This is a genomic window from Fluctibacter corallii, assembly GCF_025751585.1.
GTDB lineage: Bacteria > Pseudomonadota > Gammaproteobacteria > Enterobacterales > Alteromonadaceae > Fluctibacter_A > Fluctibacter_A corallii.
Genome location: NZ_JAOWKX010000001.1, coordinates 462,372 through 486,315 on the forward strand (window position 1 = coordinate 462,372; position 23,944 = coordinate 486,315).

The following is a 23,944-nucleotide window of genomic DNA, read 5'->3' on the forward strand; positions in this document are numbered from 1 at the left end:
CCTTTAGCTTAGTGTATTTTGCCCAGCCATTACAGTCACTGCATGCCCTCTTTCACTGTTCACTTCATACGCCTGTGATTTGATCGACGACACGTAATGCCACTCTGCAAGCGCACGATCTTTTGAAAATGTCACCGTTAAGTAACCGCGATCCACAAGATTGGTATAACGTAAGTGATCGATTAACATGCTAATTACTTGCTCAGTCTGAGCAATGCCTTGTAGATCGGACACATCTAAATTTAAGTACGCTTCCATTCCAGGCGAAGAGACTGACGCAGTCGCAAATTCAACACCTGCTTCAGCATTTGCGATTACAGGATTATTTGCATCTGTTATTAGGTTGCCCGCCCACCCATTGTGGGTGTCACCTGCCAGTACAACCAGATTCTTATTCATTGCTTTCGAGGTAGCTAAAATGGTTTCACGCTCATAAGCATAACCATCCCACGCATCCAGATTGTAAGGAATCGTTGTCTCAACGCGCGCCCTCTCTGCAGCACTCACGGTAGGGTCGCCTGCAAGAATACGCCCTTTAATCGTGCCAAGTTCAACAAACAACTGATTGGCTGTCGCCACTACTTGAGCAGGGTCGCCACCTGCATCAATCGTTGCTTGAAGATTACCTAACATCATCATTACCTCAGCAGGTAACCACATTTTAGTCATTAAAACCTGTTGGCCTAACACTTGCCACACCGCGCTCGATTGCTGCATATTGTCAGTTAACCAATTGAGCTGATCCGCGCCAAGAAGTGAACGATTACTATCACTTAAAGCACTCATGAAAGTCGCTTGCCCTGAAGGAGACTGTAAATCATAGTCACTGTAACTCAGTTGTTTATCTCGTGCGATCACACGCGTATCGAGCATGTATAAGCTAAGTAAGTCCCCAAATTCAAATTTGCGATAAATCATTTCTTGATTATCAACATCACGAATAGGCATCCACTCAAAGTACGCTTTTAATGCCGCTAGCTTGCGGTCATCAAAACTACCTTCGCTGTCGTCATGATTTTGCGCACCATTACGCCATGTATCGTTTGTCACTTCATGATCATCCCATACGGTAATAAATGGAACGCCCTGATGCAGTGCCTGTAGCTGCGCGTCTGTACGATATAATGCATAGCGCTTACGGTAGTCATCCAGAGAAATAATTTCGCTGTTATTGTCTGTAGATAAGGTTCGTCCTAAAGACACAGCATCTTGGCTTGCATAGCCGTTTTCCCCATACTCGTATAAGTAATCGCCAAGGTGTAACACCGCATCAATATCGTCTCTTTTCGCCGCTTCACCATAAACATGAAAATAACCAGCAGGATAATTAGCACATGAGAAAACCGCTAACTTCACCTTGTCTACACTGCCCTCTGGTAGCGTTTTAGTTTCACCTATCGGTGATACCTGTTCATTTGAAGAAAAGCGATAATAATACGTCGTATTGGCATCCAAATTACGTACATCTACTTTAAGTGTAAAATCTGAGTCACGGGTCACTTGCGTGGTATCGTCATGCACAAGTTGCGTAAATGATGGGTCACGTGCTACTTCCCAGCGCACGTCGACGGCACTGACACTCGCTTCTGAAGGTGTAACCCGTGTCCAGATAATAACGCTGTCATTAAGGGGATCGCCACTGGCCACACCATGTTTGAAGCCTACATCGATATTGGAGTTGTCTGATGGTGGGTTTTGATTAACAGCGTTATCATTGTCGTTATCAGACAAACACCCTGTTAACCCGAGAGAAATCACGGTTGCGCCAAATCCTGCCGCCGAGGCTTTTAGAAAGCTTCTTCTTGTTAATTTCATGGTTTGTTCCAAGTAATTTGATAAAAACGAGAAGAATACTACCCCTATATGACAGGTATTTGAATACAGCAAAAATGTGTGAAACAAAAAACAGAGCGCAGCGACATCTTAATATTGAACACATTTTTGCTTTCTCTCATGTGTGAAACAAAAAAGCTGAGCGCAGCGACATCCCAATATTGAACACATTTTTGCTTTCCCTATGCGTGAAACAAAAAAGCTAAGCGCAGCGACATCCCAATATTGAACACATTTTTGCTTTCCCTCATGTGTGAAACAAAAAACAGAGCGCAGCGACATCCCAATATTGAACACATTTTTGCTTTCCCTCATGTGTGAAACAAAAAAGCTAAGCACAGCGACATCTCAATATTGAATACATTTTTGCTTTCCCTCATGTGTGAAACAAAAAAGCTAAGCACAGCGACATCTCAATATTGAATACATTTTTGCTTTCCCTCATGTGTGAAACAAAAAAGCTAAGCACAGCGACATCTCAATATTGAACACATTTTTGCTTTCCCTCATGTGTGAAACAAAAAAGCTGAGCGAGAGGATGCCGCACTGCTTTGTTCTCTTCACAGATGTGTTTACAAGAAGGCCAAGAGCCCGAAATAACTTCGGGCTCTTTCAATTAATCTGCGGATTTGAGTCACCTTGTGAGAAGGTGAAGCCACCCCGAGGGTAGATTAATTGATACTGACATGCTCTATTGCACTTATCCCATTATGCGTAGTGATAACATGCAAAGTTGAACCTACAGTAATTAGGTGAGTGACATCAGATCGTTCAATAACACGAATTTGTTCGTGAGTTTGTAAGTCAAAAACAATCAAGCGATCATCGTACAAAGCAACATATTGATTTAGTCTTTCGTTAAACACAAGATCTCGGATTTGCCCAGAAATGGTATTCACTACCCGTTGCTGAACTAAATTAATAACCATACCGTTCTCTACGATCACAGTAGTTTCGTCTGCTGACAACCAAGAAGAGCTACCTTCATAATCTTCGCTAATATGCTCTTTGGTTTCGTCGACAAAGAAAACATTATCTGGCGCTTTATCAGCACCCAGCTTTAAGATAAGACTCTCAAATTTTTCGGTACCGAAATAATCTAAGCCAGAAACAAATAGTGAATTTGCTTGCTTAGAAAAATGCAGAGTGCTCGCGATTGCACCATCCACAAAACACGCTTCATCTGATATGGGAACACCAGTCTTAGCATCTATTTCACAAAATGTTGTAGAAATCCCGCTTGAATATAGCAATGTATTGTCTGTAAGTGGTTCCAGATCGAACGCTGCGGTTTCTAAAGGCACAACATATGTCTGTACACCCGAATTCAGGTCTATGGTCGCTAACTGCCCTAAATACGGTCGCTGGAAAGTGCCATGCAGAGGCGAATTTGCGGTAGGCAGTTCTACTTCAGAAAGCGCAATATGAAGAAAAGCCTTGTCAGATGAAAAGGTCATTTTTTGAGGAATATATTGAAACTGAAAATAGTGTTCAACCAAGCCTGAATTCAAGCCTACAAGGTAGACACGCTTGTCTTTTCTCGACGAAACGTAAAGCACCTGTCGCTCTTCATCAAAAAGCAACTCACTAACCGCAAACTCAAACTGATAGGGGGTAGTGTCGAGCACGGGGACACCTGACACCAAACGGTCTGAGACATCTATCGGCTTAGTTACGCTATCTGTCATACCCTTTTCGTTACGAACCTCCAATGTTACATGATGCTTACCAGCCACCTGGAAGAGATAACTTAATTGATTAGACTCTGTGTACTCGGTGTCCCACAAACCATCACTATTTACGTCCCATCGATAAACAAGGCGATCTTCCGCCCCATTATTGTGACTACCCGACGCGTCAAACAAATGCTTAACATATCCATTTTCAATTCTGAATTGTACTGAGAAATCAGCAGTGGGTTTGAGGGATTGGCCATACTCGGGATCTAGATGATTTAGCACGCTAAAGTCTAATTTACCTTGCTCACTGTGTTGTAGTCGTAATAAACCGTCCTCTGTCAATACAATACGTTGAGCATTGACATTATCTATTTGCCCTAACAAAAATAAATTGTCTGAATTGTAATACCTCACTCCGCCTGACGAATCCAATACAAACATGAGTTTATTTTCCTCATCGAATGCGATATCTACAATCGTTTCATCGTTTAACACCAACGCAGATAAATAGCGGGTAGGCTTTGAAGATGCGCTTGTGGTGAGATGTCCAAACTCATCAAAAATTTGCGCACCATTCGGTGACACCCACATATTTCTTTCAGAGGCGATGTAGTGTGCAAAATCATCTTTAAATTGAATAGCGATATCTTGATCGGTCAATGTACCGTAAGCGATCCGAAATTCAGCTTCATTTGGATCCTGACTATCTGCCAAAACAACATTTGAATAAAAGAGTTGATCATCTTGTGGGAAAAACACTTGCGTTCCCCAAATATCAAAAACATGAGATAAATCGCTCTGTCGCGAGATATGTCTGAGCTCTGGTGCGCCTGTGTCTAGATTGAGTAAATGTAGCTGATTGAACTCTGTTGCCACAGCGAGAACATGCTGTTGAATCACCTGTAATTGCGAAATATAAACAGGGGCGGCGTATACATTTGTTATCGTCGTAGATTCAAGATCAATTGTTACAACGTAATTTTCAGCCCCCTTGGATATGCTATCTTTATTTGAGTAAAAATACGGGGTTTTAGCACTGCCATCAAATGGCGTATCACTTATACTGATCAAAAGACGGTTTTGATCGGGAGTGAGTGATATAACCTCTGGTGTTAGGGCAAAATCAATATAATGCTCAGCAATTAGCGTTTTCGCATTCATAAAGTACAAGCGTTTCGCGTTTGAATCTAACACATAAAGTGTATTGCGAGTGCTATCATATATACTTTGTTCCAGAGCACTCCCACCTATTTCTGAAACAGGCTTGTTGATTGAGCGAACAGCAAATTGCGCTGACTCGATCGGCACATTTACATGCACTGAGCTTACCTGATTCATGCCATTTTTAATTTGCAAATAGATGCTTTTTTCACCAGGTGCTACATAACGAATATTCATCTTTGGATCAGACGAAAACTCGGTATTCCAGATTACGATGTTTTCTACCGTGTCCAGATATCCCCAACGATACATTAAGGTTTCATTATTATTAGGATTATTAGTATCGATTGCTGATAATTGCACGTGATAGGAAGACGTTTCTCTGTCGGTAATTACAGAATATTTAATTTGAGGTTGAGGCACAGTATTGCCATTACAGCTTTCACACGCTAGTAAGCGTTTTGCTATGTAACCTTGCTGATTTTCGTTTTGGCCAATTTGGTAGAGCATTTCATCTACAACGGTGATGTCTTTCGTCGTTTCATCAATGGCTTCTTGCTTAACCACCTCAAATGATTCAAGGTCAAAATAATGTAACGTCGAGTCAATCGATAGAGCAATACCCAAGTGGTTATTGAGATCATAGCTTATTGATTGAACCTCACTAATATTAGGCAATTGACCTTTCTCTTGTAGTGACTCAACATCGTAAATCACGCCGCGTTCAGAGATAAAATGAGACTCTGTAGGTAGTACCCAAACTCGGTTAATATCACTTATTTTTGACCTAGCGATTTCTTCATAAGTGTTTCCGACACGTCGGTAAGAAACAACATCTTTACTCAAACGCTTTATCTCATCTTGAGAGAGATCTAACTCCTCATAAAAGCCAGAATGAAGCCAATAATCCACTAGCGTCGATTTGGATTGAGAAAATGCCACACCGTGGATGTAAGAATACGGCAGTGTTTGTCTCGTTTCTTTTTGAGAAACATCATAAAAATACATCTGACCGCTGTAATTATCAGGACGACCAAAAAATAATGTATCTCTACCAAGCCATTTTAAATTTCTAAGAGAATACCGCGCACTTTCATTGCTAACGTCTACACGCGTTTTTTCAAAGCTACTGAGGTTAATAGAAAACAATTGATCTGGGCCAGTATCACCTATGGTGCTCACATAGATGATCCCTTTCGCTTCGTGAGCAGTGAGTGAAGTAGGCGTTTGGTCAAATTGAACATCTCCTACCACCATACCTGTATTCAAACGATATGCTTTCAGAGACTTTGTATTTTTGTTTAACGTGACAACATATCCTGACACTGGCAGTAACGTATATTCATCGAACTCGCCCAAGGTAAATTTCAATTCAGACTGTTCATCTTCTATATCTAAAACGCCATCGTTGTCATCATCATTGTCTGTGTCATTTGCAAGCCCATCATGATCAAAATCATTGAGTGCGAACGTACTCCAAGGGAAGCCATCTTTTTCATCTAAAATGCCATCATTATCATCATCGGTATCATCCCTATTCACTATGCCATCTAAATCACTATCAAGCTGTACCGAATTGTTCATTGACTCCATGAAAGTTAATAATGCTTCATTAGCATCAACCAACTCTACGTTGCTAACGCCACTATTCGACATCAAAGACGTGTATATCCATTCAAATTCTGTAACAGACTCCAAGAGATGCTGGCGTGTTATGCCCGCTTTAGAGATGGCTTCTACTCTTTTACTAGCGAGATTCACTGAATCATGAACATCCCCATCATCATCAAGTGTATATAACAGTCTAACTAAATTAATAACATGCGGATCGGCATGATTTACCGTATTAAAAATATCAAGTGGAGTAATTGTATCCTTAGCTGGCGTGTCAGGAAGCACAATATCTGCAATGTTGAAACTAATTTTCGTTCCCGGCGTATACGAAAAGCGCCCTTGACTATCTGTTTTACCAGAGAATCCATCAGATGTCGTATATTCGACACCGACTACAGGAGCGCTGGAAAACACACCATAAACACGTTCTTTTTGTGTAGGTTGTGAATCATCTGGTAAGGGTTCATTTGTAGAGCTACCACCACCGCAGCCAGACAATATAAGAGCAAGAAAGAAAGATGAGCACCAACGGGTTGGTAAAACGGAATTCTTCCACATGTTAATACAGTTCCTTTGTTTGCGTAAAAATCGCCGCGATAATAACAAAAAAAATAGAACAACTGTACAAAATGAATCTTTTCAGCTTCGTCTGTTGAATTTATTTAAGACAAGTTCACGTTAAGCAAGCGGTTTCAAAGGGCAACAAATCTAAGTACATTTTGAACATTGAGCATTGTGATTCAAATCATCCCCTGTTCTATCGCTTTCAGCACAGCACGAGTGCGATCCCTGACACCTAATTTTGATAGAACATTAGATACTTGATTTTTAACGGTTCCTTCAGATTTAAACATGATATTGGAAATTTCTTTGTTACTGCATCCGGCAGCCATTAAACGAAGAATCTCTTTTTCTTTTTCGCTCAACGGCTCTGGTTGGCTCGCACTTTCAAAGTCGACTTTATGTGACTTCAAACCTCGAACCACCCGCTCTGTTATCGCAGGTTGAATCAAGCTCTTTCCGCTGTGGACAGCCTCAATCCCTTCCACCAACGTTTCCAGTGACACATCTTTTAATAGGTATCCTTTTGCGCCTTTACTAACCGCTTCCATGACCAACTGATGATCATCAAAGGTTGTAAGCATTATAACTGGCGGCGCTGACGCTAGCGTTTGAAGCTTCTCTACAGCTTCAATACCACTCATTTCTGGCATTTGAATATCCATCAAAACCACATCAGGTTGCAATTCATTTATTTTTTCAAGCGCATCAATACCATTTTGCGCTTCCCCTACAATCGTCAGTTTGTCGGAAAGTGCTAATAAACTTCTTATCCCTAAACGCACCAGCGTTTGATCATCTACCAATAAAACGCGAATACTCATACTTCCCTCGGAATCATCAATGTGGTTAAAAATCCATTGGCTTGCATCTCAAACGATGCTGTACCGCTAATCGCCTTCATTCGCTCGATAACCCCTGTTAAACCATTTCCTTGAACAAATGCTTTATGTGAACCACCGTTATCTTTTAGTACCACTTCAATAGCATTGTGGTGATTGCTTATGCTCACAGAAAAAGAAGAAGCATGACTGTGTTTCAAACTGTTGGTGATGCTCTCCTGAACACACTTGATAATTGCATCCGCAACGTCAACGTTATCAATGACGACAGTTTCATCATAGTCTAATTGCACATCGAGCTTTGGCACGTGCTTAATAATGCCTTCAATCGCACCTCGTAATTGTATCGTCGATTTCTCACGGATCTCAGACACCGCTTCTCGCACATCACTTAGTAACAATTTTGCCAAACCATGGCACTCATCCACTTTTTCCTTTACTTGTCCATTTGAAATGCGTGATGCGACCTGTAAGTTGATCGTCATTGCAGTAAGATGATGCCCAAGAAGATCATGAATATTTCGAGCGATTCTAACACGCTCAGCCTGCTTTCCGGCCTCACTTAACAGAGCCTGCGTAGCAAGCAATTCTCTGTTAAGTTGTTCAGCCTTCTCTCTCGCTTTTTCTTCGCGCTGGGCCATGCCTACCATGCCTAAAGCAAACAAGTTAAATGTCCAAAACAAAATACTGTTGGTGAGAACAAAGTTCATTTCCCAGTAATAGGTGTACACCAGGTAATGTATAGACGCTAAAAAAGGAGAGATTAAAATGGCCCCTCGAAGCCCCATAAAATGAGGAAGTACTGCACTCCAAATCACCATTAATATCGCAATATAGATAACGGGAAGAACAAAATACAGTGCGACACAACATGCAAAAGATAGGAGCACGAAAGTTAGGCGAGTTTCATCATCATGTTTGTAATCAGTTTCTCTTACAGCGAAAATAAAGGCAACAATATAAATTAGCAAAAGTGACAACGGCACCACGATTTCTCGCCAAGCGATGCCATCTTCAGACACAAACATTTGTAGCGAGTTGACCGATACCACCAGCCACGTAAGTATGGCTACGCTTTTTTCAGCGGAGAGATAATTTTTATAAAAATCAGTCATATAATTGATTTTCAATTCTGTAATACATAGGGCTGGAGTATCCTTCATTTACATGAAAAAGCAAATAGGCCAAAAGTCATGTGTGCTTCTACTACCGAGCCAGCCGAAAACAGAAAAAACGAAACTAACCAACGGTTTTTACTATATTTTTTCACTCCCCTTGAAATATGCTAGTCACAACGCAAGATCTGGAGTAATCACGTATTTTTAAGGTTGGAACGGTTTTGACGATTAAACTGGGCATAGTGATGGATCCCATCCACACGATAAACATCAAAAAAGACACGAGTTTTGCTATGTTGCTAGAAGCACAATCGCGAGACTATTCCTTGTTTTATATTGAGATGAATGACCTCTACTTAGATAACGGAGCACCAAAGGCCAGCATGCGAAGCTTGTCTGTAGAGCGCAATGCTGAAAAATGGTTTTCACTTGGTGAAATAGAAGAGAGAGATTTGGCTGACCTTGATGTTATTTTAATGCGCAAAGATCCGCCTTTCGACAGCGAATTTCTTTATGCCACACAGATGTTTGAATTAGCAGAAATGTCAGGTACATTGGTGGTGAATAAAGCGTCAAGTTTACGTGATTTTAACGAAAAACTGTTTACATCCTGGTTCCCTCATCTCATACCAGATACGCTTGTAACACGTGATCCTAATCGTATAAGAGCATTTCATTCCAAGCACAAAGACATTATCTGTAAACCGCTGGATGGTATGGGTGGCGCGTCAATATTTAGGGTTAAGGAAGATGGCAATAACCTCGGTGTAATAATCGAAACCCTAACCCAACTGGGTAAACGCTACGCGATGTTCCAACGTTATATGCCCGAAATTAAAGACGGTGATAAACGCATTCTTATTGTTGATGGACAGGTGGTGCCATATAGCCTTGCCCGCCTTCCTTCGCAAGGTGAAACACGAGGTAATTTAGCAGCAGGCGGCAAAGGCCGACCTCAACCACTTTCCGAAAGTGACCAGGCACTAGCAGAAGAAATCGCACCACTTTTAGTCGAAAAAGGTCTACTCTTTGTAGGGTTAGATGTAATTGGCGATCGAATTACAGAAATTAATGTCACAAGCCCTACATGCGTACAAGAAATCGAAGCCGCGTACGACATTTCCATCACGGGTATGCTGTTTGACGCAATAGAATCGCGTCTCGAAAAATCAGGAGTCAAGTAACACCATCATGCAAAGTTTTGAAAACCACTTGCTCATCGCCATGCCAAGTATGGAAGATCCGTACTTTGAGCGCACCGTCACCTACATTTGCGAACACAACGAGCAAGGCGCAATGGGACTCGTGATTAACCAGCCAATTGGTATGACGTTACGAGAACTCCTTCTTCAGGCTGATAAAGACGCGCGCGTGATAGATGAAAAAGCTGAAAATATCGTGTTAGCGGGCGGCCCAGTCAGTCAGGATAGAGGTTTTATTTTGCACACCACTCAGCCAGGCTGGTCTTCAAGCCTCGCCTTGACCTCTGAAATCATGGTTACCACATCCAAAGATATTCTGTCTGCACTAGGCAATGAAAAAGGGCCTGATAAGGCGTTGGTCACACTGGGTTATGCCGGCTGGACAGCAGGTCAATTAGAGCAAGAACTCCAGGAAAACTCATGGCTAACCATCGAGGCTGATTTAGATATACTGTTCAACACGCCCATTCATCGAAAGTGGGAAATGGCAGTACATAAACTTGGCATTGATCCGTGGCAGTTGGCTCCAGGTGCAGGGCACGCTTGATGAGCGGACGTACATTTCTCGGATTCGATTTTGGCATGAAAAGTATTGGTATTGCCGTAGGTCAAGAAGTGACGGGCACAGCTGCACCTTTAACCGCACTAAAAGCAGACAACGGAATTCCAGATTGGGACAAGCTCGCAGCAATATTTGAAGAATGGCAACCTCATATTGCCGTTGTGGGATTGCCGTTAAATATGGATGGCACTCATCAACAAGTCACTTTTGCGGCTAAAAAGTTTGCCAATCGATTAAATGCTAAATATCAGGTTGAAGTGGCTTTATCAGACGAGCGGCTGACCACAGTTGATGCGAAAGCGCGTCTATTTGATATGGGCGGTTATAAAAAATTGGCTAAAGATAAAGTTGATAGTGCGTCGGCCTGCTTGATTTTAGAAAGCTGGATGGAAAGTCTCTACGATTAAAAAACAGCCAGCGTATACATCACGTGTTTACGCTGGCGCTTTCATTTGTATCTTCAGCGTGTCGTATTAACGACGGCGCAGTCTCAACATCAACCCACCCAATACAAGCAGTGCAATCGCTGATGGTTCAGGCACAAACGTAATATCTGCCTGTACAGTATTACCACTGGCATCAGTCGCAAATAAACCACCTAATCCACCAAAGAAGAAAACTTCTACTTCATCTCCACCATTTACCAGAACGGTGTCAAGCCCTGTAATTACTGGCATCATGCCCGCCATTAAGGACGCAGGATCTAGTGAAAGCACAGGAAAATCAGGGAAGTCTAAATCATCAAACATAGTGAACGTTTTGTTTCCTAGCGTCATTTGTAAAAAGAATGATGGATCCGTTGCGGCATTAACATCTCCAAAGGCATCAACATTATCGGTGTCAAACATAACGTGTCCGATGATCCCACTAAACCCCGACGCTATGCCGAATGCATTGCCCGGATCGGCAACAAGGTTGTTAACGACGATATCTTGCTTGATCAACGCAGCCTGTGATTGCATTGAAAATAATGCCACACATGCACAAAATACGATTACAGATACTTTTTTAAACATGATTTATTCCTTATTTACGTCTTACTTTATTTTTCTTTTCCGTAGGTAAAGGGGAACAGTGTTCCCCTTAAGCCAAACTACTCCGGAGTCACTTCTAACACAGTGAACCCAATTTCTTCACCTTCGCCATTGGTGAATGAAATTGCGCCCAAATAGTGACGCCCAGCTTCTAGATCTTTCATGTTCGCGTAAGCTGTGGTTGTGCGCCCTTGGCGTGCTGTAGAACGTGCACGAATGCTCAAATTGCTCATTTGTGCATCAACATTGAAGACATTCAATGTATAAGGCAGCTCTGTCGCACCATTTAGATCCCAACCATGAATGTAAACACGATAGTGAGTACCACCAGCAAGATCATTCAACGGCTCAGGGTTGAAGAACGTTACCTCTTCGTCAGATGAACTATTTGCTGAACTCCCAACCTGCTCGGAGCAGTCACCTTCTACACACTTGAATACAAAGATGTCTAAGTCTGCAGCTGTATCGCTAAGTTGATTAGTATGAAGTGATACGCGGAAGATTTTTTCACCCGGAGCCACAGTAATGTCATGAACACCAAGCTCAGGTTCACCCGCATTAAAATCGCTGTCAGGATCTTGGCCAACAACACCAGGTTGTAATTCGCTTGCCATTCCATGCCCTTGCGCATTTAACGTACCGTTGTAGTCTGGCGTAATCGGTACTGCAAGGCGCAATGTTGAAGCCGTTGCCTGGGCACTCACTTCTGCAGGAGCGTCAAGTAGAGGTGGCGTTACTGCGCGAACCGCAATTGGACTGCGGACACTATGGGTAGTGTTTTCCCATGTAATAGAGCCAAACTTCCACGCATCGATAACAACATTGTCGTTATGAGTCATCTCAAGCGCATACGCAATTCGGCCATTCGCAGGCACAGTCATGGTTGTGGAAGGAACAAATGATTCGCCATCATAAACATAAACCGTCACATCAATTCCTTCTGGCGCTACCACGTTCGCATTGTAGGTCGCTTCTGTTCCCGTTACATCAGTAACAAATCGTACGATAAATTCTGGCTTGCCTAGCTCGTCAGCACCAATTGACGGATGGTTATATTCACTGCCACCAGCATATCCAAACCCTTCAACAAACGCACAGGTTCCTGCACCATAGATAGATTCAAATAACGCTCTTTCGTCGGCCTTGCCACACACAAACGCATAGTAGTCTGCCCAAAATGCATCATAAACAAACCCAGGATCCGTCATTTTAGTAGGAACAACATGACCAGCACCGTAATCAAACGGATCAGCAGGTGTTGTGCCATCCTCTTTTACCACATTCTGACGCGCAGTTGTCATCATAGCTGACATCATCATTGCAGGTGTCCAGTCGGGATGCGCTTCTTTAATAAGGGCAGCCAAACCTGCAATATGCGGACTAGACATAGACGTTCCTTGCAAATACGCAAAGTTAGATGCATCAGGTGCAGCGGCTAATATCTGAACGCCCGGCGCTGTGATATCTGGCACAATTAAATCGCCCACAGCCAAGCTTGGCCCACGTGAACTGAAGTTTGCCATAATATTACCCACGACAGGCTTGGTTTTAACAATAGATGCGGTCAAAGTTGCTGACACTGTCGTTCCGCCATTAAGATCTGCTTCTAATGTTGAGCCATTGTTGTTGCCCACCATAACGGCAGGAATAGCGATTGGTGAAGTAGGTGTTCCGCCCATTGAAAATGGTGCGCCATTTGGCACATTGTTAAATACGACAGCGGCCATGGCACCCGCGGCTTCTGCATTCGCCACTTTTACAGTAAAGGCACAGCCACCACGTTTAATTAATGCCACTTTACCCGTTAGATCATTATCCAGTGAAGTACAGGCATCGAGAGGCGATGCTAGCATCAACTCGCCAGACTTATCACCTGTCTCAGTCAAACGCGGAGTAAAACCCGCTTCATCGGCAATTAGCTCTTCTCCAGAAAGGCTACCACCGGTAACAGGCATGCCGAGTGCCGGTACTGCACCTTCGTATGTTGACGCTGCAACATTCATAACCCACGGTACGGGTTTAGAGACAGTGCCTGGGCCAGGGCCATCATTACCAGCAGAACCAGCAACAAATACGCCCGCATCAGCGGCATCTAGAAATGCAACAGAGGCGCTGTCTAGCAATTGGCTAAGTTGGCCGCTAATTGAAAAATTGAGTACATCTACGCCATCTTCTACTGCCGCTTCAATCGCAGCAAATGAGTCTCCATTAAAACAGCCCGCTGGGCGGTTTGAGAAGTCCCAACACACTTTATAAGCCGCAAGTCGCGCTCGAGGTGCCATACCACGAGTTGGGCCAGCATCTACATTGTTAATGAGCGCTTGAGGAAGCATGTTTCCGACAGCTGTTCCCGCTACGTGAGAGCCATGACCATCAACGTCTCTTGGTGACATAAACTCATAAGATGCAAATTCACCAGCTTGCGCCGCTGTTGCATTAAAGTACTTTGCACCGATAAGTTTGTTGTTACAGCTAAACGTTGTATCTTCATCTACAACACAGCTACCATTCCAGCCTAATTCACTTGGGTCAGAAAACCCCTCTCCAGCGAAACTAGGGTGATCAGGATTGATCCCAGAATCTATGATGCCGACAATGACACCTTCACCTTTATACATATCATGCACACCGCCAGCAGGGCCTGTTAACCCCAAAAAGGTAGGTGTGTTTGCAGTATCTGGCGTCATTGCCTCATCTTCCCAAACCACTGCGACATCTGGATGACTACGAAGTGCCTTAACCTGTGTACTTGTTAGGGCCACAGAAAAACCATTAAATGTGTGACCATAGTGATACAACACTTCACCACCACCCACAGCAGCCACCACTTCACGCTGCTTATTTCGCAACGTGTTGAGATAGTGTTGACTCGCAGGAGATTGAGCGTCATAGCGGCCGCTTGGCTGTCGGTACTTTGCTCGTTCTTCCAAAGAATCCAAATCGACACTGTGGCGAATTCCGGATTTTCCTTTTAATTGAACAATATAAAGGCCTTTTTGACCTGAGCTTGTATCTTTAATAGCTTGAGTGCTATCAGTATTTGCGGGAGCAGAGACTGCAGGTAGGGTAAGCATTAAGCTTCCAGCTAATACGCCAGCAGTTGCCTTCAAGTAATAATTCATTCTTGCTTCCTTTTTTGTAGTTTTACCCACATCAAGAAGGAACAACAAAAGAAAACATTTTCGCAGAAACGAAAAACTGCAGCCTCTTTTTCACTAAGGTTGATGCAATGCTGGAATGAGCAAAAAATATACCCAAACAGAAGAAAGTAAAATAAAACATTGAAATACAATGAGTTATAAACTTTTAGATGTGAAATGGATAGGCTCTATGTAAAGAGATTGTAAAAATACCTGACATTTTTTAACGATAGGATATAAAAAAGGTGGCTTTCGCCACCTTCAGCAACAAATATTGGAGATTATTCTCCTAGAACGAAATTACATCCCGCCCATATATATTCATTCTTATTCCAGTACACTTGGGCTCTTACATCACCTTGCCCTAAGTTGTTGTACCAAATCCCTGTGAATGTACCCAACCATTCTTCAGACTCTTGATACGCTCTAATAGTACTTGGCAATTTGCCATTCACTTGAGGATCATCAAATAATCTCAACACAAACGCACCATTAATATTTTTATATCCGGTACCTATAATCGTATCTTTGTAGGGGGCAAACTGTGTATTTGCCTGCGCGATAATTGTTTTTCCATGTGCTTTAACACACATCGTATCAAAAATGGTATTTCCGAACTCGATTTGTCCATCTCGATTAAAGTCACGTTCGATAATATAAACACCATACTCAGTTTTTTCTGCAAGACAGCTTCCTAGCGAATTATTTGCACTCATACTGTCACCAGCTCCAAAACTATCTCCGGCACCAGAGGAGTCGCATGCGCCAAAACTATCGTTTGAATTACCTTTGTCAATAATAATAGATTTCCCCATCTCTATTGACATTGGAGCTTCGATAGATTGTTCGGCGTAAGCGTTCTCTATCTTTGACACTGTAGTCATCGAGACAAGAGTAAGCGCAGCTACAGGCACTGCTGATTTAACGTTAAATTTCATTTCACATTCCTTTTGTTAACGTTGCTAAATTCGAATAAATACTGTTAAACAACTTTTTCAATTCAAGGGCTGCCCCCTTGAGATACATATCTACTTCAGATATAGATAAACGGTTAATATGTCCTTCAATCGTCATGAGAACATATTTAAATACTCCCGATAGCAATAGATGACTATTGATATTTCCACTCAATTCATTCTTTTTGAGGTTGAGATAGTTTAGTAACTGTTTATCAGAGACCATATCCAAGCCATCTAACAATTCCTTTAAGAACTTTAATTCATTTTCAAGAAAATGACCTAATTTATTATCACATTTGACCTCAACCAAACTTGGATCATCAATTAGTAACTGAATTTTTTCTCTTCTAATATCATCTTTCAGCTGTGAGTGTAGATCCTGAATTTCATAATACGATGTTCCTTTTATAGAAGCGCCATCGGAACAATTGTAAAATTTTTTATTTCGATTTCTATCAATTAATTGCTCCATAGATGCTCTTGCCATTCGGAATATTCTCGTAGTATAGAATACTCTACCATCGTTCCCTATTTCGGATCGTTGTTCCTTGAGCGTTACTTTTGATAAACATTCTTGGCTATCATAATAATCAGAATTAGAGGAATGATGCTTATTTTGATCATAAAAACCATAGTCACAACCAACTAAAAAGAAGCTCTCAAAACCCATATTTAAACATGCAGAGACGGCAAAATTTGTCACTGTTGGGTTACAATACTTTAGAGTGGCTAATTCCCGATTAGCAATAGAATTTAAGTAGTAACTACCTAAGTCATTATGTTTACAAAACATTACTTTATGAGTAAATTTTTCCGTAATTTCTGGTGATACGGTATTTAATGCCAGTAACGTTGTTGTGTCACATAGTGAAGGTGTAAACCATTTTTTTTGAACATGAACAGTAAAAAGGCTCCGTTCCATTTCAGCGTGAAAATGGGGAGTGATTCCTGCACGCACTAACGCACCTACCGACGTACCACAACTTACTATAATGACTTTATTTTCTAAAGACTTTAGCTGCCCTATTTGCTTGTCAAGCGATGGGCCATTACCGACGATAACAACAGGCTTATTAAGAAGCTCCGATTGGATATTTGACTGTGTTTTGCTGTAGAACTTCCCTATTTTTGTATTTTTATATGAGTGTTCAACACCAATTACTTCGTCATCATAAAAACCCCAAGCCGAAACCCAGCCGTCTCTTAGCTCTCTGAAGTTATTATAAATATAATCAAACAGTTCCGTTTCATAATGTCTGAATACTGTCACTTCAGATAAAAAACCTTCTCCCAACTTATCTAATAAACTATTCATCATTTCATTAAAATGGGAGATTGAATTAGGTTGGAGCAATACGAGCCTTCCTCCCTTGTCGATACAACTATTGTTAAGTTCCTCAATATCGACGTGATGCAAAAAGTGAAAAAGCATCTCACTGGAAGGTTCAACAATGATAACATTTTTGAAACGCTGCCAATCATTAAGCGATTCGATAAACAACCCTAAACCAGTACCGAGTATAAATAAATTTGATTGAGTAGGCCTTCCTGCTTCTTGGTAATTTAGAGATAGTGCTAAGTCGTTTAAACCATTAATCGCGATTTGGTGAAACCACGTATTTCCTTGCTTAGATTGATACTTCAAAGAAAAATGCATTGGGTGTTGAAAAAAAAAGTCAACTTGTTGACATGATGCAGATCTTGCGTTCCCTCCATAAAAAGACTCGCCATGAATAATAAGATCTAAACCATTTTTAGACGATTTAATTTTTTTAGGTTTAAGCCTACGAAGTTTGTTATAAAGTGGCTTTTGAAATGTTCGAAGAAAATTTAAATTCTTCTTGAAGAGCGCCATACTTAAATCCCTTTACTACTTAACTTAGAATTTAGCCATTATTAGTAATAACACACTATCTAACCGCAAAGCGTTATTTAATTCAATCCATACTTATTTTTTTTCATTTCCACACTGCCAACATATGTCAAAGTTTGCTTCATTTTGCTCTTCGCATTTAGAACAAACCCAAGATACTCCACTATTATATTCTTCGGAAACATGAATTTGCTTCAGTAAAGCCTGCGCACGCGGTAGCCATTGAGAGTCACTCAGCCAGACTTCTGGCTGAGTATCAAAGGGCGCGAGCTCTCCCATTCCCCCAATCGCATATTCGTTTTTGATAAAACAAGGTATTCCTGCTGCATCAAGCACATCTTTGGCTTGGTACACCATAAAGCGATCATGATGAGAAAACACACGTCTCACTCTACTAATCCATATCAATTGACACGTTAGAAAGTGAGCCTAGGCTATTACCTTCATCTGTATCTAACTTAACCATAAGACGCAGATCATTAGGTGAGTCGGCATGATGGAGAGCATCATCTAACGATATACGATCCTGTTTGTACAACTCGTACAACGCCATATCGAAGCTTTGCATGCCCATCTCTTTGCCTTTCTTCATCGCTTCTTTTAACCCGCCTATTTCTCCTCGCTGAATCATATCCTGAACCAGAGGAGAATTGAGCAAAATCTCAATCGCTGCGACACGTCCATTGCCATCTTTGGTTGGCACTAGTTGTTGTGCCACTATAGCGCGCAGATTCAAGCTCAAATCATAACGAAGCTTGTCATGTAAATTGGGGGGTGCTAAATGCATGATCCGCTCAATCGCCTGATTCGCATTGTTGGCGTGCAGTGTGGCCACACATAAATGCCCCGTATCAGCGAATGACATGGCATATTCCATGGTTTCCATCGAACGAATCTCACCAATAAGAATAACGTCTGGCGCCTGGCGCAGTGAGCTCTTTAATGCATCATCAAACGACAACGTATCAATGCCCACTTCTCGCTGTGTTACTACACACCCAGCATGTTCGTGCACAAATTCAATTGGGTCTTCGATTGTCAGAATATGGCCTTTCGAGTTTTGATTTCGATGACCTAACAATGCAGCCAACGAGGTGGATTTACCCGTGCCTGTTGCACCAACAAATAGCAGCAAGCCACGCTTGGCCATAATGACCTTCTTCAGAATATCTGGTAACCCCAAGTCATCAGCATTAGGGATTTTGGTCACAATACGGCGCACCACCATCCCAGCAAGATCTCGCTGCCAGAATGCACTGCAACGAAAACGTCCAATGCCCTCTCGGGCTATGGCGAAATTACATTCTTTACTCTCAGTAAATTCGGCTTTTTGTTTCTCGTTCATCGCGCTATGCACAAGTTGAAGTGCGTCTTCAGCTTGTAGCTTACTGTCAGACAACGGGGTCATCTGGCCATTAATCTTAGCACTTACAGGCATGCCTACCGTTACGAACAAATCTGAGGCATTTTTCTCTGCCATTATGTTTAAGAAGTGATCTAACATAATCTTCTCCTCTTAAAACCCCGGCTTGGGTTGTTTATCAACCGACTTAGACGCGGCTTCCTGACCAGAAATCAGCCCCTGCGCAACCAAGCGCTGTAAACACTGATCCATCGTCTGCATACCATGAGACTGCCCCGTTTGAATGACTGAGTACATCTGAGGCACTTTATCTTCACGAATCAAATTTCGGATGGCAGGCACACCAACCATAATTTCATGTGCTGCAATACGTCCGCCGCCATTTTTCTTAAGCAATGTCTGAGAAATAACCGCGCGTAAAGATTCAGATAACATAGAGCGCACCATTGATTTCTCCTCCGCGGGAAACACATCAATAATACGGTCGATGGTTTTCGGTGCCGAGTTTGTGTGCAAAGTCCCGAATACTAAGTGCCCTGTTTCGGCTGCTGAGATCGCCAAGCGAATGGTTTCTAAGTCTCGCAATTCACCCACCAAGATCACGTCGGGATCTTCACGTAATGCCGAGCGCAATGCATTGTTAAAGCTGTGTGTATCGCGGTGAACTTCACGCTGGTTAATCACACTGAGTTTGTTGTCATGCACAAATTCGATGGGATCTTCAATTGTCAAAATATGCTCACGCTTATGTGTGTTAATATGATCAATCATCGCCGCTAGGGTGGTACTTTTACCAGAACCCGTCGCGCCCGTTACTAAAACGATACCTGTTGGTTGATTGATAATATCTTTAAAAATACTGGGCGCACCAAGTTGGTCGAGCGTCAATACTTCACTTGGTATGGTACGTAACACGGCCGCAGCACCACGATTTTGTACAAATGCATTGACACGAAAACGAGATAAGTCTTTTACTTCAAATGAAAAATCCACTTCTAGATTTTCTTCGTACTCTTTACGTTGCCTGTCATTCATGATTTCATAAATGAGTGCATGCACTTGTTTATGATCTAAGTCAGGCACATTCAAGCGGCGCATTTCGCCGTCAACTCGGATTATCGGAGGCAAACCGGCAGAAAGGTGTAAGTCAGACGCTTTATTCTTAACACTAAACGCCAAAAGTTCGGTAATATCCACAGCCATATTCTCCGTCTTTAAGATACTTTATGGAAACAATAGCAGAACGACTAAAATCCGCACTGGAGACCATTAGGCAAACTGCTGATAATGCCAATCGTGCTTCAGATTCCGTTCAATTACTAGCGGTAAGCAAGACAAAACCCGTATCTGATATCGTCCTTGCGTATGAAGCGGGACAACGCAAATTTGGCGAAAATTATGTGCAAGAGGGTGTAGAAAAAATTCAGGCATTGCAAGCACTTGAAGGTACAGAATGGCATTTTATCGGGCCACTACAATCCAACAAGACCCGTTTAGTTGCCGAACATTTTGATTGGGTGCAGTCCATCGACAGAGAAAAAATTGCTCGTCGTTTGAACGAACAACGAACGCCTCACAAGGCCCTCAATGTATGCATTCAAGTCAATATCAACGATGAACAGAGCAAATCTGGGGTGGCGCTCAACGAAATTAAACCGCTGGCCCATGCTATCGCATCTATGCCACATTTAACGCTTCGCGGATTGATGGCAATACCCAATAACGATTTAGACGATGCTGCGCTGCGTGAAACCTTTGTGCAAATGAAGAACGCCTTCACCCAACTGCAAGCTCAATATCCCACAGTCGACACACTCTCTATGGGCATGAGTGGCGACATGACTGCGGCGATAGAAAATGGCTCGACCATGGTACGCATTGGCACTGCCATTTTCGGTGCCAGAAACAAATAATATACAGGGAGCATTATGCAACACAGACATATCGCATTTATCGGAGCGGGAAACATGAGTCGCTCTATCATCTCTGGCTTGGTAGGCTCGGGTTATCCTGCTGATCACATTATTGCGAGTAACCCATCTACTCCAAAGCTCGACGCCCTAAAACAAGACTTCGGTATCCTTACTACACAAGACAACGCTGAGGCGATTGCACAGTCAGATGTGATTGTTCTGGCAGTTAAGCCTCAACTCATGGAATCGGTTTGCCAAGCATTTCCCCAAGACCCCTCGATGAATAACAAAGTCTTTGTGTCTATTGCAGCAGGTATACCTGTCGCACGACTACAAGCCATGTTAGGTGGCGAATATGCCGTAATCAGAACGATGCCCAATACGCCAAGCGCACTCGGGAAAGGGTTAACAGGGTTGTACGCTACGCCCGATATTACCGAGCCAACACGACAATTCGCATCCGATCTTATGTCAGCAGTTGGCGAAGTGGTTTGGGTGGAACAAGAATCAGGGATTGATGGCGTTATTGCCGCAGCGGGTAGCAGCCCTGCGTACTTCTTTTTATTTTTGGAAGCAATGCAGGAAAAAGCAGAGGCGCTTGGCTTCGATCACGACACAGCTCGCGTAATGGTTCAGCAAGCCATGCTTGGCGCAGCTGAAATGGTTTGTCACAATCCACAGCTTGAATTAAGTGAACTCAGGGCCCAAGTTACATCAAAAGGCGGAACGACAGCTGAAGCTATTGCTTCGTTACAAGCCAGCGGCTTAAACGATATCGTCGCAAAAGCAATGCAGGCTGCGGTAGACCGCGCCGATGAAATGTCAAAACAATTTTAAGGAATGTATAAGCAATGAACTCAATGCTTTTTTTGGTTGATATTGTCTTTGGGCTATATCTAATGGTTGTGCTGCTGCGCATTTGGTTACAGCTCGCCAGAGCCGATTTTTATAATCCCTTCAGCCAATTTATTGTGAAAGCCACCCACCCAGTTGTTGGTCCATTACGCAGAATCATTCCGTCTATTGGACGACTAGATACCGCCACACTGTTACTTGCGTATATTGTCTCCGTTGTGGGGATTCTACTGAAGAGTGCGATTGTCGGACAAATGTACACGAACCCAGTTGGGCTGCTAATTGCGTCAACGGTAGACATCATACAAGAAGCCTTCCAACTGGTGATTTGGGTATTAATTATTCGCGCAATTTTAAGCTGGTTTAGTCAAGGTCACAATCCAATGGAAATGGTGCTCCATCAACTTACCGAACCTTTTCTTGCGCCGATTAGACGCATTATCCCTCCCATGGGCGGACTCGACCTTTCTGTTATGGTTGTCATTATTGGGCTTATCTTCCTGCAAAAACTGGCGGGCGATATCCTCGGCTACATATAATAATTGAATAGAGCTAAGCACTGGATGATGCTATCCAGTGCTCGCTATTGAAACCGAAAGAGAGACAGAAATGAAAACCTTTATCCACCTAGTATTAGCCACACTGTTACTTGCTTGCTCAAGTGCCGTGCTTGCTGAGCAGAAAAAAACGCTCGGTGACTGGGACGTACATTATATGGTGGTTGATACCACCTTCCTTACGCCCGAAATTGCAAAAGCCAATAATATTATTCGCAGCAAAAATCGCTTACTCGTTAATATCAGCGTGCTCGATACGCAAACCCAAGCGGCACAATCGGTGGCCGTAATGGGCAATGCCCGAGATTTAATGGGGGCAACGCAAACGTTATCGTTTAAAGAAGTCAAAGAGGGTAAAGCGATTTACTATCTAGCAACCCTCGCTTACGATGACAGAGACAGGCTTCGCTTTGCCATAGATATCACGCAGGGCAACAACACCCAAACCCTAAAATTTGAGCAAACCTTCTATCAGTAAATGCTTGTTGAGAATATAAACGTCAGCGATGTCACTGATCTCGCTGACGTTTACACATAACCGAGAACCGTTAGGCTGCGGGTTCCAATAAATCCCATTGATTGCCAAAACAATCTTTAAAAATCACCACTTTTCCGTACGCTTCGACGCGTGGCGTTTCCATAAATTCAACACCTTCATTTTTCATATGAAGATACATACTATCGAAGTGATTGGTATGTAAAATGAGAAAGACACTAGAACCCGCTTGCTTGCCAACAAGCGCCTGTTTTTCAGCAGAATCTGCCTTCATCAATAATAGCGCAGATGAGTCAACTTGCTCAGGTGCAACCAAAACAAAGCGCGTATTTTCGTCTATGGTTTTATCTTCTTTCACTGTGAATTTTAGCACTTTCGTAAACCAAGAAATCGCGACATCATAATCGGAAACCAGCAGCGTAGTGGATGCAATCATACATTCGAACTCTTAAATACCTATGTGTCGATATAATACGTGAAAGTAACGAGCGAAGAAAAACGAAATATTGATTCTACTGGTATTAGAAAAATTGAACATAAAAAAACAGCCTCATAAAGAGGCTGTTTATACGTGTGAGCGCACAACTCACATACCATGTTGAACTAGCAACTAAATTCGGTCTTTCAGCACAGCGGCAATGGGAGATGACTCCAGTCCTTGCTCAGCCACCCAAGCAGATAGCGTTTTCCCGTCTTGTTCTGGTGCTTTTAAATCTTTTTTCGGCATTTTTTTAATCATTAAGGTGCCAGTTTCAACCGCATTGTTTAACAATGCTGTGCGAATAAGGCTGTTGCCGCCACAACTGATTCCCGTGTAATAGTCCCGAAGCTTCATTCGATAATCAGATTGAACTTTTTTCATTTTCTTTCGAAGTTCAGATTTGTCATCGGTTTTCACAATAGTACAAATGTTTTGTAAATCAGCATTAATATCTGCTTTCGCCGTCGCTGAAAGCATCATTGAAGTAGCAACAATAAAGCAAGAAGTCTTAACAATTTTCAACATGGTTAATTCCTCGATTTTTAACAGTTAACGTGTTGGTTTGAGCGTTACTCAGTGATTAGGGATAACCTAAGTAAACTGCTTATTTTTAAATCAATAAAGAGTTGCTCCCATACATAGATATGCAAAATAATACGTATATTTTTCAACCTGAATAGGTAAGCAGATAGCTAGCGCTT

General features: G+C 42.4%; 20 protein-coding genes. 7 read left to right on the forward strand and 13 right to left on the reverse strand.

The window, feature by feature from the left end; genetic code table 11:
- Nucleotides 1-3: 3 nt before the first annotated feature.
- From OE749_RS02075 to OE749_RS02090, 4 genes are all read right to left on the reverse strand, one after another.
- The gene (locus OE749_RS02075) at nucleotides 4-1,815 is read right to left on the reverse strand and encodes an alkaline phosphatase D family protein (RefSeq protein ID WP_263710682.1); all 1,812 of its coding nucleotides are present in this window, start codon (nucleotides 1,813-1,815) and stop codon (nucleotides 4-6) included.
- Between the two features lie 689 nt (nucleotides 1,816-2,504).
- On the reverse strand, nucleotides 2,505-6,845 hold the full coding sequence (locus tag OE749_RS02080) for a hypothetical protein (protein ID WP_263710683.1): 4,341 nt from the start codon (nucleotides 6,843-6,845) through the stop codon (nucleotides 2,505-2,507).
- A 182-nt stretch (nucleotides 6,846-7,027) separates the two neighbouring features.
- Nucleotides 7,028-7,672 (reverse strand): response regulator, encoded by a 645-nt coding sequence (locus tag OE749_RS02085; RefSeq protein WP_263710684.1) that lies wholly within the window; start codon nucleotides 7,670-7,672, stop codon nucleotides 7,028-7,030.
- Complete coding sequence (locus tag OE749_RS02090) at nucleotides 7,669-8,805, reverse strand: sensor histidine kinase (protein ID WP_263710685.1); 1,137 nt, start codon at nucleotides 8,803-8,805, stop codon at nucleotides 7,669-7,671. The genes OE749_RS02085 and OE749_RS02090 overlap by 4 nt, the downstream gene beginning before the upstream one ends.
- 224 nt (nucleotides 8,806-9,029) lie before the next feature.
- On the opposite strand from OE749_RS02090, the gene gshB reads away from it, so the two are divergent.
- The 3 genes from gshB to ruvX are packed head-to-tail and all read left to right on the forward strand — an operon-like array spanning nucleotide 9,030 to nucleotide 10,979.
- Complete coding sequence (gene gshB, locus OE749_RS02095) at nucleotides 9,030-9,992, forward strand: glutathione synthase (RefSeq protein WP_263710686.1); 963 nt, start codon at nucleotides 9,030-9,032, stop codon at nucleotides 9,990-9,992.
- Between the two features lie 7 nt (nucleotides 9,993-9,999).
- Nucleotides 10,000-10,557, forward strand: a complete 558-nt coding sequence (locus OE749_RS02100) for a YqgE/AlgH family protein (protein ID WP_263710687.1) — start codon at nucleotides 10,000-10,002, stop codon at nucleotides 10,555-10,557.
- Nucleotides 10,557-10,979 carry a Holliday junction resolvase RuvX gene (gene ruvX, locus OE749_RS02105; RefSeq protein WP_263710688.1) on the forward strand — a complete coding sequence of 141 codons (423 nt, stop codon included), beginning with the start codon at nucleotides 10,557-10,559 and terminating at the stop codon, nucleotides 10,977-10,979. Before OE749_RS02100 ends, ruvX begins: the two co-directional genes overlap by 1 nt.
- Nucleotides 10,980-11,045: 66 nt before the next feature.
- On the opposite strand, the gene OE749_RS02110 is transcribed toward ruvX, so the two are convergent.
- The 7 genes from OE749_RS02110 to OE749_RS02140 form a co-directional block, all read right to left on the reverse strand.
- Complete coding sequence (locus OE749_RS02110) at nucleotides 11,046-11,588, reverse strand: PEP-CTERM sorting domain-containing protein (protein ID WP_263710689.1); 543 nt, start codon at nucleotides 11,586-11,588, stop codon at nucleotides 11,046-11,048.
- Between the two features lie 77 nt (nucleotides 11,589-11,665).
- A complete protein-coding gene (locus tag OE749_RS02115) occupies nucleotides 11,666-14,728 on the reverse strand; it encodes a S8 family serine peptidase (RefSeq protein WP_263710690.1) in 3,063 nt (1,020 codons plus the stop codon).
- A gap of 299 nt (nucleotides 14,729-15,027) precedes the next feature.
- Complete coding sequence (locus OE749_RS02120) at nucleotides 15,028-15,684, reverse strand: hypothetical protein (RefSeq protein WP_263710691.1); 657 nt, start codon at nucleotides 15,682-15,684, stop codon at nucleotides 15,028-15,030.
- 1 nt (nucleotide 15,685) lies between these two features.
- Nucleotides 15,686-17,560: a motility associated factor glycosyltransferase family protein gene (locus OE749_RS02125; protein WP_263710692.1), complete on the reverse strand. Its 1,875-nt coding sequence runs from the start codon at nucleotides 17,558-17,560 to the stop codon at nucleotides 15,686-15,688.
- 93 nt (nucleotides 17,561-17,653) lie between these two features.
- Entirely contained in the window at nucleotides 17,654-17,968 is a 315-nt protein-coding gene (locus OE749_RS02130; protein WP_263710693.1) for a putative signal transducing protein, read from the reverse strand.
- A 4-nt stretch (nucleotides 17,969-17,972) separates the two neighbouring features.
- A complete protein-coding gene (locus OE749_RS02135) occupies nucleotides 17,973-19,082 on the reverse strand; it encodes a PilT/PilU family type 4a pilus ATPase (protein WP_263710694.1) in 1,110 nt (369 codons plus the stop codon).
- 12 nt (nucleotides 19,083-19,094) lie between these two features.
- Complete coding sequence (locus OE749_RS02140) at nucleotides 19,095-20,138, reverse strand: type IV pilus twitching motility protein PilT (protein WP_263710974.1); 1,044 nt, start codon at nucleotides 20,136-20,138, stop codon at nucleotides 19,095-19,097.
- Between the two features lie 29 nt (nucleotides 20,139-20,167).
- Between OE749_RS02140 and OE749_RS02145 the strand changes: the two genes are divergently transcribed.
- The 4 genes from OE749_RS02145 (at nucleotide 20,168) to OE749_RS02160 (ending at nucleotide 22,744) form a co-directional block, all read left to right on the forward strand.
- A complete protein-coding gene (locus OE749_RS02145; RefSeq protein WP_263710695.1) occupies nucleotides 20,168-20,854 on the forward strand; it encodes a YggS family pyridoxal phosphate-dependent enzyme in 687 nt (228 codons plus the stop codon).
- A gap of 15 nt (nucleotides 20,855-20,869) precedes the next feature.
- The gene (gene proC, locus OE749_RS02150; protein ID WP_263710696.1) at nucleotides 20,870-21,691 is read left to right on the forward strand and encodes a pyrroline-5-carboxylate reductase; all 822 of its coding nucleotides are present in this window, start codon (nucleotides 20,870-20,872) and stop codon (nucleotides 21,689-21,691) included.
- 14 nt (nucleotides 21,692-21,705) lie between these two features.
- Nucleotides 21,706-22,248 (forward strand): YggT family protein, encoded by a 543-nt coding sequence (locus OE749_RS02155; protein ID WP_263710697.1) that lies wholly within the window; start codon nucleotides 21,706-21,708, stop codon nucleotides 22,246-22,248.
- 70 nt (nucleotides 22,249-22,318) lie between these two features.
- Complete coding sequence (locus OE749_RS02160; RefSeq protein ID WP_263710698.1) at nucleotides 22,319-22,744, forward strand: DUF4426 domain-containing protein; 426 nt, start codon at nucleotides 22,319-22,321, stop codon at nucleotides 22,742-22,744.
- A 70-nt stretch (nucleotides 22,745-22,814) separates the two neighbouring features.
- On the opposite strand, the gene OE749_RS02165 is transcribed toward OE749_RS02160, so the two are convergent.
- Together OE749_RS02165 and OE749_RS02170 are read right to left on the reverse strand one after the other, a co-directional pair.
- Entirely contained in the window at nucleotides 22,815-23,198 is a 384-nt protein-coding gene (locus tag OE749_RS02165) for a VOC family protein (RefSeq protein ID WP_263710699.1), read from the reverse strand.
- 174 nt (nucleotides 23,199-23,372) lie between these two features.
- On the reverse strand, nucleotides 23,373-23,768 hold the full coding sequence (locus OE749_RS02170; RefSeq protein WP_263710700.1) for a DUF3718 domain-containing protein: 396 nt from the start codon (nucleotides 23,766-23,768) through the stop codon (nucleotides 23,373-23,375).
- Between the last annotated feature and the right edge of the window lie 176 nt (nucleotides 23,769-23,944).

Coding starts and splice junctions, on each gene's coding strand:
- OE749_RS02080 (WP_263710683.1), bottom strand. CDS start 6,845: ATGTGGAAGAATTCCGTTTTACCAACCCGTTGGTGCTCATCTTTCTTT.
- OE749_RS02085 (WP_263710684.1), bottom strand. CDS start 7,672: ATGAGTATTCGCGTTTTATTGGTAGATGATCAAACGCTGGTGCGTTTA.
- OE749_RS02170 (WP_263710700.1), bottom strand. CDS start 23,768: ATGTTGAAAATTGTTAAGACTTCTTGCTTTATTGTTGCTACTTCAATG.
- OE749_RS02135 (WP_263710694.1), bottom strand. CDS start 19,082: ATGTTAGATCACTTCTTAAACATAATGGCAGAGAAAAATGCCTCAGAT.
- OE749_RS02115 (WP_263710690.1), bottom strand. CDS start 14,728: ATGAATTATTACTTGAAGGCAACTGCTGGCGTATTAGCTGGAAGCTTA.
- OE749_RS02075 (WP_263710682.1), bottom strand. CDS start 1,815: ATGAAATTAACAAGAAGAAGCTTTCTAAAAGCCTCGGCGGCAGGATTT.
- OE749_RS02145 (WP_263710695.1), top strand. CDS start 20,168: ATGGAAACAATAGCAGAACGACTAAAATCCGCACTGGAGACCATTAGG.
- OE749_RS02155 (WP_263710697.1), top strand. CDS start 21,706: ATGAACTCAATGCTTTTTTTGGTTGATATTGTCTTTGGGCTATATCTA.
- OE749_RS02165 (WP_263710699.1), bottom strand. CDS start 23,198: ATGATTGCATCCACTACGCTGCTGGTTTCCGATTATGATGTCGCGATT.
- OE749_RS02090 (WP_263710685.1), bottom strand. CDS start 8,805: ATGACTGATTTTTATAAAAATTATCTCTCCGCTGAAAAAAGCGTAGCC.
- proC (WP_263710696.1), top strand. CDS start 20,870: ATGCAACACAGACATATCGCATTTATCGGAGCGGGAAACATGAGTCGC.
- ruvX (WP_263710688.1), top strand. CDS start 10,557: ATGAGCGGACGTACATTTCTCGGATTCGATTTTGGCATGAAAAGTATT.
- OE749_RS02120 (WP_263710691.1), bottom strand. CDS start 15,684: ATGAAATTTAACGTTAAATCAGCAGTGCCTGTAGCTGCGCTTACTCTT.
- OE749_RS02160 (WP_263710698.1), top strand. CDS start 22,319: ATGAAAACCTTTATCCACCTAGTATTAGCCACACTGTTACTTGCTTGC.
- OE749_RS02100 (WP_263710687.1), top strand. CDS start 10,000: ATGCAAAGTTTTGAAAACCACTTGCTCATCGCCATGCCAAGTATGGAA.
- OE749_RS02125 (WP_263710692.1), bottom strand. CDS start 17,560: ATGGCGCTCTTCAAGAAGAATTTAAATTTTCTTCGAACATTTCAAAAG.
- OE749_RS02110 (WP_263710689.1), bottom strand. CDS start 11,588: ATGTTTAAAAAAGTATCTGTAATCGTATTTTGTGCATGTGTGGCATTA.